Source organism: Veillonella parvula, from assembly GCF_048309325.1.
GTDB classification, from domain to species: domain Bacteria; phylum Bacillota; class Negativicutes; order Veillonellales; family Veillonellaceae; genus Veillonella; species Veillonella parvula_T.
The window spans coordinates 597944-615103 of the sequence record NZ_DBFBTX010000005.1 but is presented as its reverse complement, the minus strand read 5'-3'; the positions used below and the strand labels follow the sequence as shown (position 1 = coordinate 615103).

Genomic DNA, 17160 nt, shown 5'->3' with positions numbered 1-17160 from the left:
ATGAATATATTAACTACAGCTCAAAAATCTAATGAGGCCATTCAAGAGGAAGCCAAAGCGTTGGCTTCCTCTATGCATATGACCTATATAAAAAGAGGAAAATTATCTATACCAGCATTATTTAATGCTTATCCATGTGATTTTATTGCTGTTCTTTCTGGTAATGGCTTAACTATTCATTTTCCTGATAATCAGCAACATAGCTTTCATTTATCCATGGCTCAATTACGTATACTACGTTTGCAACGTGGAGAAGGAGATCATTTAATTAATGCTGTTCAGACAATACTAAGTACTAATGAAATAACTGATAAAGAAGAATTTTCGTTTCTTGATTGTACAATTGGTCTTGGTAGTGACAGTATCGTGGTGAGCTATGCTTTTCCTCAGGCTAAAATAAAAGGCCTAGAAGGTTCTTTACCTATATGGCTTGCCACATCTTATGGTTTAGCTCATTATTTGCATAATGTGAAAAGTGTGACGGACGCATTACGTCGTATTGAGGTAAGTTATGATACCTTTGAAAATTATGTACCTAATCTACCAGATGAAAGTGTAGATATTATTTATTTTGACCCCATGTTTGAGGTCCCTGTAGAGGATAGTCCTCAATTTAAACCACTTCGTGGATATACTGTGGAAAGTCATATTGATGATAAAATTATGGAGGAAGCTATGCGTGTTGCCTCTTATGGTGTTATCATTAAAGAACGACCATTTAGTTCTGTTTTTCAGAAATATCCACCTCATAAATGGGTAGGAGGAAAATATAGCCGCATAGGCTATGGTGTATATATGAAGGAGTTATTGTGAATCCCTTAATTACCATCGTTGGACCTACTGCGGTAGGCAAAACAGATCTTACCTTGGACCTAGCAGAACAGCTGCATGCTGAGGTTATTTCTGGTGATGCTTATCAGGTTTATAAACAACTTAATATTGGTACCGCTAAACCATCGGTGGATGAACTTAATCGGGTGAAACATCATCTCATCGATATACTGGAACCAAATGATTCATATTCGGTATCTATTTTTCAAGATCAAGCTAAAGAAATAATTGCAAGATTAAAAGATAGAAATATTCTTCCTATTCTGTCTGGTGGTACAGGCCTGTATGTCCAATCATTATTGGAGAACTACAACTTTAATGATGTTAAACCTGACGAATATTTGCGAGCAGAACTCGATGAGCTCTATAGTACAAAAGGTATTGAAGGCTTACGAAACTATGCTTTCACATTAGGTAAAGAGCATAATATAGAGATACAATATAGCGATAAACATCGTTTGTATCGAGCTATTGAGATATTGCATCATGGTGATGTAGATTCGTTGCGAAATCAGACAAAAAATGGTGTATCCTATAAAGGACCTGTTATCGGTCTCATAAGAGATCGTGATAAATTATATGAACGTATTAATTTACGCGTTGATATGATGTTTGATGCAGGTTTGATTGAAGAGGTGGAACAACTCATAAAATCTGGAGTGAATCCAGATTGCCAAGCTTTTAAAGGTATTGGCTATAAAGAGGTTGTAGACTATATAAATGGCAATATGACATTAGATGAGTGTCGTGACTTAATTAAGAAGAATACACGTCATTTTGCTAAGCGCCAAATTACATGGTATAAACGTATGCCATATATAGAATGGATACATATTGATAGCAATACATCTAAAGATTTTATATTTAATAAAGCTATGGATTTAATCCGTAGAGAAGGAATAGCATGACATTAGAAGAAATACGCAGTAAAGCCCTTGAAATGGCTGAACCTGAATTCAAAAAGTTTGAACCTATTGCATTGGAAAATACAAAAAAGGTATTAGAAGCATTTAAAGAGTGCCAAGTATCTGATTATCATTTTACGGGCACAACTGGTTATGGTTATAACGATGTAGGCCGTGAGAAATTAGATGAAGTATTTGCCTATGTATTTAAAGGTGAAAAGGCTATTGTACGGCCTCACTTTGTTTCTGGTACACATGCATTAGCAACGACGTTAATTTCTTTGATGGGCAATGGTTCTAAAGGTACTGAATTTATCTATGCCGTAGGGGCTCCTTATGATACAATGCAATCCGTTATCGGTGCCGCTCGTGAAGTACGTGGTTCTTTAGTAGAAAAAGGCTTTACCTATACTGAGGTTCCATTGAAAGATAATACCTATGATGTTGAAGCTATTGCTAACGCTGTTAACGATAATACGCGGGTAGTAGTGATTCAACGGTCTCGAGGCTATAGCACACGTGAACCTTTATCTATTGCAGATATTAAGGTTATTGTAGATGCTGTAAAAGCTAAAAACTCTAAAACGATTTGTTTCGTAGATAATTGTTACGGTGAATTTACAGAGCTGCAAGAACCATTAGAAGCTGGTGCTGATATTATGGCTGGCTCTCTCATTAAAAATGCAGGTGGCGGTTTAGCACCAACTGGTGGTTATATTGTTGGTAGAGAAAACCTTGTAGAGGATGCAGCGTATCAATTGACAGCTCCTGGACTTGGCGATCATATGGGTTCATATGCTCCTGGTTATCGCTTGTTCTTCCAAGGTTTATTTATGGCACCTCACGTAGTATTACAAGCTCTTAAAGGTGCTGTATATACGGCTGCTGTAGGTGAGTTACTAGGTTATGATGTATTCCCTAAGGTAAATGCTGATCGCTATGATTTGATTCAAGCCATTAATCTGAAAAATGGGGAAGAAATGGAGCATTTCTGTGTAGGTATGCAAGCCTATTCTCCTGTAGATGCTCACGTACATCCTATTCCTGGGGATATGCCTGGGTACGAAGATAAAATCATCATGGCTGGTGGTACCTTTGTACAAGGTTCCTCTATTGAACTCAGTGCCGATGGTCCTATACGTCCACCATATACAATTTTCATGCAGGGTGGCCTAGTGTTTGAACATTCCATGCTTGGTATTTTAGGAGCTGCTGAAGAACTATTAAAACATAGATAATGTTTAGAATCTCTTTCTTTTGTGAAAGGGATTCTTTTTATTTCAAATCTTTTCAATATACCTATTTCTAGGCTATAATATAAGTTGCTATAATTTTATAGCAATACTACTCGGACTTTTACACCGAACTAGTGTTTTACACGTCAGGCTTTCACCCTGATTAGTTTTATGATCAAGAGATCATTAAAAGGAGAAAGTATGGAAAAAGTTATCGCTGTAGCTATGAGTGGCGGCGTAGACAGTTCTTTAACTGCTGCAATGCTATTAAAACAAGGCTATAAAGTATTTGGTATTACCCTATGGTTATGGGTGAGTGGTACGCCCTATGATGAGGTGCCTCTTGCCGTAACTGATGCTAAGAAGATGTGTGATTTTCTTGGTATCGAGCATCATGTTATCGATGCTCGTGATGTATTCTACGAAAACGTAGTAGATTACTTTGTAAAAGAATATGCCTATGGTCGTACGCCAAATCCTTGTGTATTTTGTAACAAGAACATCAAGTTTGACTTGATGCTTAATCGTGCTCTTGAATTAGGTGCCACACATATGGTAACTGGTCATTATGCACAAGTAAATTATAATGAAGAAACAGGTCTATATGAGTTACATAAAGGTGTTGATCCTACAAAAGACCAAAGTTATGTTATGTACAATATGAACCAACGTATTTTGAGTCATCTTATGTTCCCATTAGGTGGTCAATGTAAGACTGAAACACGTAAATTAGCTACTGAATATGATTTGCCAGTCGCTAAAAAACCAGATAGTGTAGATATTTGTTTCTTGCCTCATGGGAATTATCAAAAGCTTGTGGTAGAAGAAATGAAGGGTAAGCCAGAGTCTGGTAATATCGTTACCGAAGATGGTGAGGTATTAGGTAAGCACGACGGCTTATTTAATTATACGATTGGTCAACGTAAAGGCCTTGGTATTGCTTATAAACACCCTTTATATGTTATTGGATTTAATGGGGATCGTAATGAGGTCATCGTGGGTCCTAATGAACGTCTCTTTACAAATCGTATGATTTGTAAGTTCTATAACTTCTTAGATGATACAATTCATAAGGAATTGAAGGCAGAAGGAAAAATTCGCTATGCAGCTAACCCTTCTCCTTGCACAGCACGTATTTTAGATGACGATACAATGGAGGTTATTTTTGAAGAACCACAACGGGCTATTACCCCAGGTCAGTCTGTAGCCTTTTATAATGGCACTCAATTATTGGGAGGTGCTGTTATCGATCGCGTATGTTAGAAAGGAGAATACAAGTTCTTTGAACTTGTTTACATAGTATGTCAACGAAAAAGATTCGAAACTTCTGTATTATAGCTCATATCGACCATGGTAAATCAACCATCGCTGATAGATTAATTGAATATACTGGTACATTACAAAAACGTGAAATGGAGGCTCAAGTTTTGGACTCCATGGACCTTGAACGTGAACGCGGCATTACTATTAAAGCGCAATCTGTTCGTATTTTGTATAAAGCTCAAGACGGTGAAGAATATATTTTGAATCTCATCGATACTCCGGGCCACGTCGATTTCAGCTATGAAGTATCTCGTTCTCTTGCAGCTTGTGAAGGGGCATTACTCGTAGTCGATGCTGCACAAGGTGTGGAAGCACAAACGTTGGCAAATGTATATCTCGCTTTAGAACATGATCTTGAAATCATTCCTGTTATTAACAAGATTGATTTGCCGTCAGCAGATCCTGATCGCGTTAAACAAGAAATTGAAGATATTATTGGTTTAGACGCATCTGATGCTGTATTATGCTCTGCCAAATCAGGTATCGGTATCCCTGATATTTTAGAAGCTATTGTAAATAAAGTTCCTGCACCACCAGATAAATCTGATGAGCCAACAAGAGCCTTGATTTTTGATAGCCGTTTTGATGCGTATAAAGGTGCTATTGCTTATGTCCGCGTAAAAGAAGGGTCTATAAAAGCAAAAGATACAATTCGCATGATGCATGATAAAAAGGACTTTGATGTTACAGAACTCGGTATTTTTACTCCAAATCTTGTACCTGTGCAAGAATTACAATGTGGCTCAGTAGGTTGTATTGCAGCTAGCATCAAAAATGTAAAAGATTGCCATGTAGGCGATACTGTAACATTAGCTAATAATCCTGCAACTGAGCCATTGCCTGGTTATCGTAAGGCTGTATCTATGGTGTACTGTGGCCTTTACCCAACAGAATCTAAAGATTATGAAAACCTTCGGGATGCATTAGAAAAGTTACAGCTTAATGATGCTGCCTTAGAATATGAAGCAGAAACATCATTGGCATTGGGCTTTGGTTTCCGTTGTGGGTTTCTCGGCCTTTTGCATATGGACGTAATTCAAGAACGTTTAGAACGTGAATATAATTTGACCCTTATTACGACGGCTCCATCTGTAAATTACAAAGTGCACAAAACAAATGGGGAAATGCTCGAAGTCGATAATCCTGCTAAATTACCACCTCCAACTGAAATTGATTACATTGAAGAGCCTTATGTAAAGGCTACAACAATCGTACCTAAAGATTTTGTTGGTACTATTATGGAGTTGTCCCAAGATAAACGCGGTGAATATCAATCTATGGAATATTTGGATGAAACACGAGTATCTGTCGTTTATCACTTGCCATTGAGTGAAATCATTTATGATTACTTTGATAAATTAAAATCCGCTACAAAGGGTTATGCATCCCTTGACTACGAATTGATTGGATATAAACAATCTCCAATGGTTAAGATGGATATTCTCTTAAATGGAGATCCTGTGGATGCATTGTCCATTATTGTACACAAAGACCGTGCAGCTACACGTGGTCGTGCATTAGCTGAGAAATTGAAAGAATTGATTCCTCGTCAAATGTTTGAAATTCCTATTCAAGCGGCGGTAGGTACAAAAATTGTGGCTCGTGAAACTGTAAAAGCTTGGCGTAAGGATGTTTTGGCAAAATGTTACGGTGGCGATATCTCTCGTAAGCGTAAATTACTTGAAAAACAAAAAGCCGGTAAGAAACGTATGAAGTCTGTCGGTTCCGTAGAGATTCCACAAGAAGCATTCATGGCTATTCTCAAGGTTGAGGACTAATAAAATGAAAACAGATTCTGATATTCTGAATCTGTCTACACTGAGGGATATGGGGCTATATGTCCATATCCCTTTTTGTAAACAGAAATGTATGTATTGTGATTTTCCTGCTTACCAAAATTTACAAGATTATTACGAAACCTATGTATATGCTTTAGTTCAAGAAATCGATTTATGGGTCTCTGAACATCCAGAGTCAACATCTAAAGCTATTGATACAATTTATTTTGGTGGAGGTACGCCTACAGAATTATCGATTCAACATCTACAGATGATTCTTGATAAAATCAAAAACACTTTTACAATTACTGACGATTGTCATATGACTATTGAATCGAATCCTGGGGAAGTAAATTTACATTATTTAACGAAATTAGTTAAACTTGGTTTTAATCGTATTAGCTTTGGTGTTCAAACATTTGACGATAAGGCACTTACCATGCTTCATCGCAGTCACAACGGGGAACAGGCAAAACAAGCCGTTTATGATGCTAAAGAGGCGGGCTTTGCTGATATTAATATTGATTTGATTTATGGATTACCAAGACAATCCTTAGACGATATTAAACGTAATTTAGCAGTCGTAGAAGAGTTGCCTATTAATCATATTTCTACTTATGGATTACAAGTAGAAGTGGGGACCTATTTATATCATTTAGTTCAGAAAAATCTTATTTTTATTCCTAGTGAAAGTATAGATGAATCAATGTATGATACAATGATGGCTGGTTTAAAAGAATTGGGTTTTGAACGATATGAGATTTCAAATTTCGCCAAGGCTAATTCCTATAGTCGTCATAATTTAAAATATTGGCACTATATAGATTATTTAGGCTTTGGTGCTGGTGCTCATTCCTTCTATGACGGAGTACGCCGTAGTAATAATCGTAATGTAATGCCCTATATACAATCTGTTGACAGATATATTATGCCTACTATTGATACGGAGACGATTACTTTAGAGCGAGCTCAAGAGGATTTTTCCTTTTTAGCCCTTCGCACTAAATGGGGCCTTGATGAGCAAAAATTCGAAGATAAATTTGGCGTATCTGTCCATGATTTATTTGGTACTGCTTTAGATGATTTAGTTAGTAAAGGTCTATTAGAGTATCAAAATGGAAGTTATCATTTAACCGCTGAAGGTGCCAAGCATGGGAACTATGTATTTAGTCAATTTATTCGTGAGTAATTTCTCACAGTTTCTCAAAATCTAATATGTTAGTATAAATAGGATGATGGTGAATAAGCATGCTAGATTTGAGGAGGAGCGATGAAGACATCTGTAATATTACACGGTTTACATAATGAATTTACTTTAGATCAAATGAAAGCATGCATAGAACTTGCTGAAAAATATGGTGGATCCTTCCGTCATGTTGTAACAGGTATACAAATTACAGGTATTGAAAAAGATGATAAGGAACAGTTTATTTCTGAATTGCCTGATGGCGTGACAACTGTTATTCATAGAGGTGTTAATTCCTTAATTGCTTGTGTAGGTAAAGGCCATTGTAAAAATGGACAAATGGAAACTAAAGAATTGGCTGATTATGTAGAGAGAAAACATTACGGCCGAAAAACCTCTCACAAGTGCAAAATCGGCATCAGTGGATGTGGACGTAACTGCCCAGATGCAATGGTAAAGGATATTGCCTTTATCGGTACATCTCAAGGTTTTATGTTGGCTGTTGGTGGTAATACAGGCATGAGACCTGAAGCAGGAAAAATTTTAGCAAGAAAACTAACTATTGAGCAATCTAAAAAAGCTGTAGATATTTTGATTGATTGGTATGCTAAATATGGTGAACCTCGTGAACGTATGGGGAAACTGTTAGAGCGTCTCGGCAATCCATTAGAAGGGGTAGAACTATAAATCAATTAGTACATTTTAATTCTAATTGATTTATAGTTTATAGTCCGTAAATACTTGGGCCAAAAAAGTATTTTAACTAAGAGTTTATTGACAACTAAATTATTATATATAAACACTTATACTATTTCAGGTTTTAATAATATAAATTTTATTAGACCAATATATTCTAATATTGAAATTTTAGGATATGACATAAACGTAGATAGTATAAGTGTTTTCTTATTGTTGCACTTTGATTTTTTGACCAATTAATTAAAAATATTTAATTGTCTTTTTGACTAAATAGATATTATTTGACTTTCTAAGGATTTTTCTGCTTGACATTTTTTTGGAATATGATAATATTATACATGCGATTAGCACTCAAAGTTAATGAGTGCTAACAAGAGGTGTCATTATGGATGAAAGAAAACAGCGCATCTTGCGAGCCATAATTGAAGACTATGTTAAGTCCGCAGAACCTGTAGGATCTCGAACGATTGCTAAAAATTATGATCTTGGCATCAGTCCTGCTACGGTGCGGAACGAAATGTCCGATTTAGAGGAATTAGGCTATTTAGAGCAACCTCATACATCGGCTGGACGTATTCCTTCAGCTAAGGGCTATCGCTTATATGTTGATTCTATGCTGAGTCGACAACCTGTTCCATTACAGGATGCTGAAAAAATTGAAATGTTATGGAAACGTTCCAATGGATCAACGAGTGAACTCTTTCTAAATATGGCTAAACTACTTTCACAGGTAAGTCATAGCATGAGTTTATTCTTGGCACCAGCCCATGATAGAGCATTAATCAAATACATTCATGTATTACCGCTAGATAGTCAGCAAGCCATTATGGTAGTTATTACTGAAACAGGAGCACTCGATAATGAGTTGATGTACTTTGGTGAAAGTGTTTCACCAGAGCTTTTACAAAGTCTAGCCATACAATTTAGCAATGCACTACAGAATGTAAGTATTGGTCATATAACGGCTGAGGCTTTAGGATCTATATTGGTCTATATGGAAGGACCGCAGGGAATTTTATTAATCCTTTCGGAGACATTATTACGAGCTATTAATAAACGTAAGTTGTTCTATTCGGTAGGTACCACAGAGTTGTTAAATCAACCAGAGTTTAAGTCTGTTGAGAAAGTACAACCCTTGCTTTCCTTAGTGGAAGAACAAAATCAATTAGGACAGTTATTAAAAGATGATTCTCCAACACCTGTTAAGGTCAAGATTGGTATTGAGAATGAAACTGAAGCGCTACATTCAATGAGTGTGGTACAAGCTGATTTTACGAATCAAGATCAGCTTATCGGAACTCTTGCTATTCTTGGTCCAACGCGGATGGAATACGGACGTATCATCGGCATGTTGTCCCATATGAAACATATAATGGAAACTATGGTAAAAGAACAAAACAGAAAGGGCAAATAATGGCTGAAGAACAAGACATTAAACAAGAAACAGTGGAGGAAACAGAGGATACTACGAATGTAGAGGAGCCAACTGTTGAAAAAACTGAAGAAGCTGTGGCTGATGCTGCTCAAGTGTTAGAAGAACTTAAAGCCGACTTTGATAATCGATATAAACGGTTACAAGCGGACTTTGAAAACTTCAAACGTCGTACTAACCAAGAAAAAGAGCAACTTGCTGGATATGTAAAAGGGGATGTATTAACGGACCTTCTTCCTGTATTGGATAACTTTGAACGGGCCGTTCAAAGTCCTGCAGAAGGGGAAGCAAAAGTATTCCTCGATGGATTCATTATGATTCATCAAAATTTGATGGCTATGTTATCTAAACATGGTTTAGCTGTTATTGAAGCTGTGGGTCAACCATTTGATCCAAATTTCCATCAAGCGATTATGCGTGTACCGTCAGATGAATATGAATCCGATACGGTGTGTGAAGTTTTGCAAACTGGCTATACTGTTGATGGTCGTTGTATACGTCCAGCAATGGTAAAAGTTGTTGAATAGATTATAAAGTTTTAGGAGGTATATATTATGGCAAAGGTAATTGGTATTGATTTAGGGACAACAAACTCTTGTGTTGCTGTTATGGAAGGCGGCGAACCTACGGTTATTACAAATCAAGAAGGTGCACGTACAACTCCTTCCGTTGTTGGGTTTGCAAAAAATGGAGAACGTTTAGTTGGTCAATTGGCTAAACGTCAAGCTGTATCCAACCCAGAAAATACAATCATTTCTATTAAACGTCACATGGGTACAGACTACAAAGTAACTGTAGAAGGTAAATCTTATACTCCTCAAGAAATTTCTGCAATGATTCTTCAAAAAATCAAAGCTGATGCAGAGGCTTACTTGGGCGAACCTGTAAAACAAGCTGTTATTACAGTTCCTGCATACTTTACAGATGCTCAACGTCAAGCTACAAAAGACGCTGGTGCCATTGCAGGTCTTGAAGTACTTCGTATCATCAACGAACCTACAGCAGCTGCTCTTGCATATGGTGTAGATAAAGATGAAGATGGTAAAGTTCTTGTATTTGACCTTGGTGGTGGTACATTCGACGTATCTATCCTTGAACTTGGTGATGGTGTATTTGAAGTATTGGCAACATCTGGTAATAACCACCTTGGTGGGGATGACTTCGACCAACGCATTATGAACTACCTTATCGAAGAATTCAAAAAAGAAACTGGTATCGATTTATCCAATGATAAATTAGCTGATCAACGTTTAAAAGAAGCTGCTGAAAAAGCAAAAATTGAGTTGTCTGGCGTAGCTAGCACAAATATCAACTTGCCATTTATCACAGCTGATGCTACTGGTCCTAAACATTTGGATGTAACATTGACTCGTGCTAAATTTGAAGAATTAACTGCTGATTTGGTACAAGCTACTATAGAACCTACTCGTAAAGCTATGAGTGATGCTGGCTTATCTGCATCCGATATCGATAAAGTATTGTTAGTTGGTGGTTCTAGCCGTATCCCAGCTGTACAAGAAGCAATCAAAAAAGTATTGGATAAAGAACCAACTAAAAACGTTAACCCTGATGAATGTGTAGCTATTGGTGCTGCTATTCAAGGTGGCGTATTAGTAGGTGAAGTTAAAGACGTATTGTTACTTGACGTAACGCCATTGTCCCTTGGTATCGAAACAATGGGTGGCGTATTCACACGTATTATCGATCGTAACACTACAATCCCTACATCTAAATCTCAAGTATTCTCCACTGCCGCAGATAACCAACCATCTGTAGATATCCATGTATTGCAAGGTGAACGTGAGTTCGCAGCAGATAATAAAACATTGGGTCGTTTCAACTTGGATGGTATCCCAGCTGCTCCTCGTGGGGTTCCTCAAATCGAAGTAACATTTGACATCGATGCTAATGGTATCGTACATGTAAAAGCTAAAGATTTAGGTACTCAAAAGGAACAAAAGATTACCATTACTTCTTCTAGCGGCTTGAAAGAAGAAGAAATTGATCGCATGGTTAAAGAAGCTGAAGCTCATGCAGCGGAAGATAAAGCTAGAAAAGAAGAATTAGATATTAAAAATAATGCGGACTCCCTAGTATATCAAGCTGAGAAAGCATTGAAAGACCTTGAAGGTAAAGGCGACGCTGCTTTGATGAAAGAAGTAGAAGAAGCGAAAGATAAATTGAAAAAATCTATTGAAGCTGGCAATATCGAAGATATCAAAAAAGATAGTGAAGCTTTGGAACAACCATTACATAAATTAGCAGAACAAATGTATGCAGCAGCTCAACAAGCTCAACAAGCAGCTGGTGGTGCTGAACAAGGTCAACAACAAACAAAATCTGATGACAATGTAGTTGATGCTGATTACACAGTAGTGGATGATGACAAGAAATAAGAAGGGTTGGTAACGAATGGCACGAGATTATTATGACATCCTAGGGGTTAGTAAAAATGCCTCTCAAGATGAAATCAAAAAAGCCTTCCGTAAAAAGGCACGCCAATACCATCCAGATGTAAATAAAGATAATCCAAAGGAAGCGGAAGCAAAGTTTAAAGAAGCTAACGAAGCTTACGAAGTATTGTCTGATGAAACTAAAAAAGCTCAATATGACCAATTCGGCCACGACGCCTTCAAACAAGGAGGCGGCGCTGGTGCCGGTGGTTTCCAAGGTGGCTTTGGCGGTTTTGGTGGTCAAGCTGGAGGCTTTGGTGATATCTTTGGCGACATTTTTGGTGGCATGTTTGGTGGTGGACGCCAACAACAAGGCCCTCAAAAAGGTAATGACTTGCGTGAAGATATCGATATTTCCTTTGAAGATGCAGCCTTTGGTAAATCTATGGAAATTGAAGTGCATCGTCATGAAGAATGTGATCACTGTCATGGTACTGGTGGTGAACCAGGCTCTCGTGTCGATACTTGTCCAAACTGTCATGGTTCTGGTCAAGAAGCGGTTATTCAAAATACTCCATTTGGACGTATGCAGTCCGTTCGCACTTGTTCCCGCTGTCATGGTACGGGTAAAAGCATTGAAAAACCTTGCTCTAAATGCCGTGGTACTGGTGAAATGTTGGCTAAACGGAAGATTTCCATTAAGATTCCAGCTGGTGTAGATAGCGGATCTCGTTTACGTGTAGCTAATGAAGGGGAACCTGGTATTTTAGGCGGTCCTAAAGGGGATCTCTATGTATATATCTTTGTTCGTCCTCACAAGGAATTTGAACGAAATGGTAATGACGTTATTAGCCGTGTAAATATTAGCTTTGCTCAAGCTGCTCTTGGTGCGACTATACAAGTTAACACTTTAGATGGTAAAGTAGAGTTAAAGATTCCGGAAGGTACTCAAACGGGAACGGCATTCCGCGTAAAGGGCAAAGGTATTCCATATTTGCGTAACCCTAACCAAAGGGGTGATCAACACATTGTGGTAACCGTCCAAACGCCTAAGAAGTTGACAGACACTCAACGTGAGCTATTGTTACGCTTTGCAAATGAAAGTAATGAAGATGTAAATAACTTACAAGTGAGCAAAAGTCTCTTTGAAAAAATCAAGGACTGTTTAACGAAATGAACAGCTCATGTGAAGGAATGGTTTGTTCCATCACATTCCCTATAAAGGAGCATATATGCAATGGATAGAAATATCCGTTGTCTGTGAAAGAGTAGCCACCGATGAGGTGACTACTCTTTTTGACAATTATGCAGACAATGGAATTATAGAAGAAGATGTTGAAGATCAGCCTAATTTAATAAAATTGTCTATGTACAGTGATCCATCACTAGATGACGATATGATTAAGTCTGATTTGAAAAAACGTCTTACAGAAGCAAATATTGGAATTATATCGATAGATACACATATTCTTGATGAGTCAACTTGGTTAAACTCTTGGCAACAGTATATTGAACCTACAGAAATTTTACCTAACTTAGTCATTAAACCAGCATGGCAGGAATACAATAATGTAGATAATAAAACTATTATTATAATCGATTCAGATATTTCCTTTGGTACCGGGTCTCATGAGACAACACGGACTTGTGCAGAGTTATTAAAATCCTATAGTGAATCTATGGATCTTGATACAGCTACTTGTTTGGATATTGGTACTGGCACAGGTATTCTTTTATTAGTAGCAGCCCATTTAGGTATTAAAAATTTAGTTGGTATAGATATAGAAGAGTATGCTGCAAATCAAGCTCGAATTAACTGTGAGAATAATCATGTATCTGCTGAAATCATTTGTGGTAATTTGGATAGTGATTTCAATAGTACTGCCCAATTAATTTTAGCTAATTTAACAGTAGATCCCCTTAAAATACTATTACCTCAAATTGGTAAGAAACTGGATGATAAGGGCATTTTGATTATTAGTGGCATTATTGATGATCGTTATGATGAAATCATGCCATATATTGAGGCTCATTGGCATATTATTGAGGAGCGCGTTGCAGGACCTTGGCATACATTTGCGCTAGAAAAACGATGAAAAAGATTTTTATTCCTACACCATTAGATGAAATAATAGAATTGCCGAAAGATGTGACCCATCATGTACTACATGTATTTCGCCATAATATTGAGAAGCCTATAACTGTAACAGGTAGTGACAATCGTTGTGGTACATATCAAATTACAGAAGAAGTAGACGGTAAAGCGCAAGCAAAACTGATTGAATATGTAGATGCAAATCTAGCATCGTATCGTACTATTCTAGTTCAATCATTATTAAAAGGTGAAAAGCTAGAATGGGTGTTACAAAAGGCGACGGAGTTAAATGTGGATACAATTTATCTTGTGCCCACAGCTAACTGCGTAGCTAAATATGATGAAAAAAAGCTTCAATCAAAAGTAAATCGTTGGGAAAAAATAATGCTAGAAGCAGCTCAACAATGTGGACGAAATCACTTGCCTACACTCGTAGTAGGAGAGACGCTTTTACAAGCATTAGACATTGAATCTGAGGCGTTGAAATTGGTAGCCTATGAAAATGAAGCAGGGCAGACTATCAAAGATGTACTTAAAACTTTACATTCCGATAAGTCTGTAACTGATGTTTTAATTTGTATAGGTCCTGAAGGGGGCTATCAAGAGAAGGAAATCAATGCTATTATAAAATATGGTGGAAAATCAGTATCGCTAGGAAATACAATTTTACGGGCTGAAACTGCTGCTATTGGATCGTTAGCGATGATTCAATATGAATTAGAATTATAAATAAAATACGAATAGAGAGGTGCAATGAAAACCGTTGCTTTTACAACCTTAGGGTGTCGCGTAAACCAATATGATACAGATGCCATGAAAGGTTTATTTTTACAAAATAATTACGAAGCGGTAGACTTCGATGAAAAAGCTGATATATATGTAATTAATACCTGTTCTGTAACGAATATGGGGGAAAAGAAATCCCGTCAATTAATCCGCAAGGCGAAACGTCAAAATGAAGATGCCTATGTTATTGTAACTGGTTGTTATGCTCAGCTTGATCCAGATGCGATTGCCGCTATAGATGGTGTTAATCTCGTTATTGGTACCAATAATCGTTCTAAAATTGTTGAATTAGTAGAGCAATTAGAATCTACAGAACGACAAATTAATGCTGTTCGGGATATCATGAAGGAATCTAACTTCGAGGAAATGCCGTTATATGGTAATGAATCTGACAAAGCTCGTGCGTTCATGAAAATTCAAGAAGGTTGTAATAACTATTGCGCCTTTTGTATCATTCCTTATACTCGAGGAAAGTTAAAATCTCGTAAAGTTGATGATATTGTACAAGAGGCAAAACGTTTAGTAGATCATGGATTCCATGAAATCGTATTAACTGGTATACATTTGGGTAATTACGGTGTCGAATTACCAGGTCGTCCAACATTAGCTGATGTGGTAAAAGCTTTATTAGAGATTCCTAATTTATACCGCATTCGTTTCGGATCCATTGAATCCGTAGAGGTTTCTGATGAGTTAGTAGAATTAATGGCTACGAATAAACGTGTTTGTCCACATTTACATTTACCGTTACAAGCAGGTTCTGACCATGTATTAAAGTTGATGAAACGCCATTATACATTACAAGAATATAAAGATTTAATTACAAGTTTACGTTCTCGTATTAAAGATTTATCAATTACAACTGATATTATTGCTGGTTTCCCTCAAGAAACTGATGAAGACTTCGAAGAAACATTGAATACAGTACGTGAAATTGGATTTTCGCACATTCATGCTTTCCCATACTCCATTCGTGAGGGTACACCTGCAGCCACTATGGCGGATCAAGTACCAGAAGCTGTTAAGAAAACTCGTGTAGCACTTTTAAATGGTCTTAGCCAATCTGGTTATGAACGATACGCAAAATCACGCATTGGTAAGCCTGGTGAGATTCTCATCGAAAAGGAAGAGAATGGATACTACATGGGCTTAACAAATGAATATATAAATGGTAAAGTTAAGTCAGATGGGACACGTAAAATTGGTGATCTCGTTGGTGGAACTGTTGTAGGTTTAGAAGATAATTATTTAATTATTGAGTAAGGAGTTAGATTATGAGTGACTGCATTTTTTGCAAAATTATCAATGGTGAAATTCCGTCTAAAAAAGTGTTAGAAAATGATAAATTCTATGCTTTTCATGATATTCAACCTGTAAAAAAAGTTCATGTATTAATCGTACCTAAAAATCACGTGTCTAATATTGCACATCTTAATGAAAAGAATGCAGATTATGTTGAAGGGTTACTGCCATTTGTTCGTGATGTAGCAAAAGAGCTTGGTATCTCTAAAGATGGATATCGTTTAATTTTTAATACTGGTAAAAAAGCAGGTCAAACTGTATTCCATATGCATGCACACCTTTTAGGTGGAGAAGAAATGGGCTGGCCAGAAGCCTAATTTTGAGTATTATGTATTCTTTTTATAATACTCATTAAAAAACCTATAAAATATACTTGAAAATATTGACAACATCTATACCTATACATATAATATTATATGTGCGTATGTAAATTATCAGCACTTCCCGAGATTATTTTTGGAGGGAGGGATATAGATGTCTGAAATCAAAGTCGGTAAAAACGAAACGCTTGAAAGTGCTCTTCGTCGATTTAAACGCTCCTGCCAAAAAGCGGGTGTTTTGTCTGAAGTAAGAAAACGCGAACACTATGAAAAACCAAGCGTAAAAAGAAAGAAAAAATCTGAAGCAGCAAGAAAACGCAAATTCAGAGCATAAGATGATTACCCTAATTCTGCCTTTTCATGGCTTTATGAAATCCAGAATTAGGGTTTCTTTATTATATACATAAGGAGGAAATATGAGTTTAAAAGATCAATTAAAGGAAGATATGAAAGCAGCTATGAAAGCTCGTGAAGAAGGTAAAACAGCGTTATCTGTAATTCGTATGGTCAATAGTGCCATAAAAAATACAGAAATCAATGACAAAATTGAGTTAGATGATGCTGGCATTCTTGGCATTTTAGCTAAGGAAATGAAAACTCGTCAAGATTCCTTAACAGAATTTGAAAAAGCGGGACGTGAGGACTTAATTAGTCATGTAAAAGAAGAAATGGCTGTATTGCAAAAATACTTACCAGAGCAATTGAAAGAAGATGAAATTCGTACAATTGTACAAGAAGCCATTGCTGCATGTGGTGATAACGTAAATATGGGCAATGTTATGAAACATGTAATGCCAAAAACAAAAGGGCGTGCAGATGGTAAGGTTGTCAATAATATTGTTAAAGAATTACTTGGATAATATATAGTGATATCA

The 17160-nt window shown here is 36.8% G+C and carries 17 protein-coding genes; all 17 read left to right on the top strand.

Going from position 1 to position 17160, the window contains the following annotated elements; translation table 11 throughout:
- Nucleotides 1-813 carry a class I SAM-dependent methyltransferase gene (locus ACMKPP_RS07705; protein ID WP_287508913.1) on the top strand — a complete coding sequence of 271 codons (813 nt, stop codon included), beginning with the start codon at nucleotides 1-3 and terminating at the stop codon, nucleotides 811-813.
- Nucleotides 810-1739 (top strand): tRNA (adenosine(37)-N6)-dimethylallyltransferase MiaA, encoded by a 930-nt coding sequence (gene miaA / locus ACMKPP_RS07700; protein WP_418369576.1) that lies wholly within the window; start codon nucleotides 810-812, stop codon nucleotides 1737-1739. The genes ACMKPP_RS07705 and miaA overlap by 4 nt, the downstream gene beginning before the upstream one ends.
- Nucleotides 1736-2974, top strand: a complete 1239-nt coding sequence (locus ACMKPP_RS07695; protein ID WP_418369575.1) for a methionine gamma-lyase family protein — start codon at nucleotides 1736-1738, stop codon at nucleotides 2972-2974. The genes miaA and ACMKPP_RS07695 overlap by 4 nt, the downstream gene beginning before the upstream one ends.
- 198 nt (nucleotides 2975-3172) lie before the next feature.
- Nucleotides 3173-4234 (top strand): tRNA 2-thiouridine(34) synthase MnmA, encoded by a 1062-nt coding sequence (mnmA, locus tag ACMKPP_RS07690; RefSeq protein ID WP_418369574.1) that lies wholly within the window; start codon nucleotides 3173-3175, stop codon nucleotides 4232-4234.
- Nucleotides 4235-4272: 38 nt separating this feature from the next.
- Nucleotides 4273-6072, top strand: a complete 1800-nt coding sequence (gene lepA / locus ACMKPP_RS07685; RefSeq protein WP_418369573.1) for a translation elongation factor 4 — start codon at nucleotides 4273-4275, stop codon at nucleotides 6070-6072.
- Nucleotides 6073-6076: 4 nt separating this feature from the next.
- Entirely contained in the window at nucleotides 6077-7261 is a 1185-nt protein-coding gene (gene hemW / locus ACMKPP_RS07680) for a radical SAM family heme chaperone HemW (RefSeq protein ID WP_418369572.1), read from the top strand.
- Nucleotides 7262-7342: 81 nt separating this feature from the next.
- Nucleotides 7343-7945 carry a nitrite/sulfite reductase domain-containing protein gene (locus ACMKPP_RS07675; protein WP_024061690.1) on the top strand — a complete coding sequence of 201 codons (603 nt, stop codon included), beginning with the start codon at nucleotides 7343-7345 and terminating at the stop codon, nucleotides 7943-7945.
- Between the two features lie 397 nt (nucleotides 7946-8342).
- Nucleotides 8343-9371 (top strand): heat-inducible transcriptional repressor HrcA, encoded by a 1029-nt coding sequence (hrcA, locus tag ACMKPP_RS07670; protein WP_418369571.1) that lies wholly within the window; start codon nucleotides 8343-8345, stop codon nucleotides 9369-9371.
- Nucleotides 9371-9916 (top strand): nucleotide exchange factor GrpE, encoded by a 546-nt coding sequence (gene grpE, locus ACMKPP_RS07665; RefSeq protein ID WP_004696996.1) that lies wholly within the window; start codon nucleotides 9371-9373, stop codon nucleotides 9914-9916. Before hrcA ends, grpE begins: the two co-directional genes overlap by 1 nt.
- Before the next feature lie 27 nt (nucleotides 9917-9943).
- Entirely contained in the window at nucleotides 9944-11785 is a 1842-nt protein-coding gene (gene dnaK / locus ACMKPP_RS07660) for a molecular chaperone DnaK (RefSeq protein WP_221741001.1), read from the top strand.
- A gap of 16 nt (nucleotides 11786-11801) precedes the next feature.
- Nucleotides 11802-12959: a molecular chaperone DnaJ gene (dnaJ, locus tag ACMKPP_RS07655; protein WP_004695739.1), complete on the top strand. Its 1158-nt coding sequence runs from the start codon at nucleotides 11802-11804 to the stop codon at nucleotides 12957-12959.
- Between the two features lie 55 nt (nucleotides 12960-13014).
- Nucleotides 13015-13878: a 50S ribosomal protein L11 methyltransferase gene (locus tag ACMKPP_RS07650; RefSeq protein WP_021148129.1), complete on the top strand. Its 864-nt coding sequence runs from the start codon at nucleotides 13015-13017 to the stop codon at nucleotides 13876-13878.
- On the top strand, nucleotides 13875-14606 hold the full coding sequence (locus ACMKPP_RS07645; RefSeq protein ID WP_418369570.1) for an RsmE family RNA methyltransferase: 732 nt from the start codon (nucleotides 13875-13877) through the stop codon (nucleotides 14604-14606). The genes ACMKPP_RS07650 and ACMKPP_RS07645 overlap by 4 nt, the downstream gene beginning before the upstream one ends.
- A 24-nt stretch (nucleotides 14607-14630) precedes the next feature.
- The gene (gene mtaB / locus ACMKPP_RS07640) at nucleotides 14631-15926 is read left to right on the top strand and encodes a tRNA (N(6)-L-threonylcarbamoyladenosine(37)-C(2))-methylthiotransferase MtaB (protein WP_024061685.1); all 1296 of its coding nucleotides are present in this window, start codon (nucleotides 14631-14633) and stop codon (nucleotides 15924-15926) included.
- 11 nt (nucleotides 15927-15937) lie between these two features.
- Nucleotides 15938-16282 (top strand): histidine triad nucleotide-binding protein, encoded by a 345-nt coding sequence (locus ACMKPP_RS07635; protein WP_221740999.1) that lies wholly within the window; start codon nucleotides 15938-15940, stop codon nucleotides 16280-16282.
- Between the two features lie 157 nt (nucleotides 16283-16439).
- A complete protein-coding gene (gene rpsU / locus ACMKPP_RS07630) occupies nucleotides 16440-16619 on the top strand; it encodes a 30S ribosomal protein S21 (protein ID WP_004695751.1) in 180 nt (59 codons plus the stop codon).
- Nucleotides 16620-16701: 82 nt separating this feature from the next.
- Nucleotides 16702-17145, top strand: coding sequence for a GatB/YqeY domain-containing protein (locus ACMKPP_RS07625; protein WP_004695753.1), 444 nt, complete (start codon nucleotides 16702-16704; stop codon nucleotides 17143-17145).
- The last annotated feature ends 15 nt before the right edge of the window (nucleotides 17146-17160 follow it).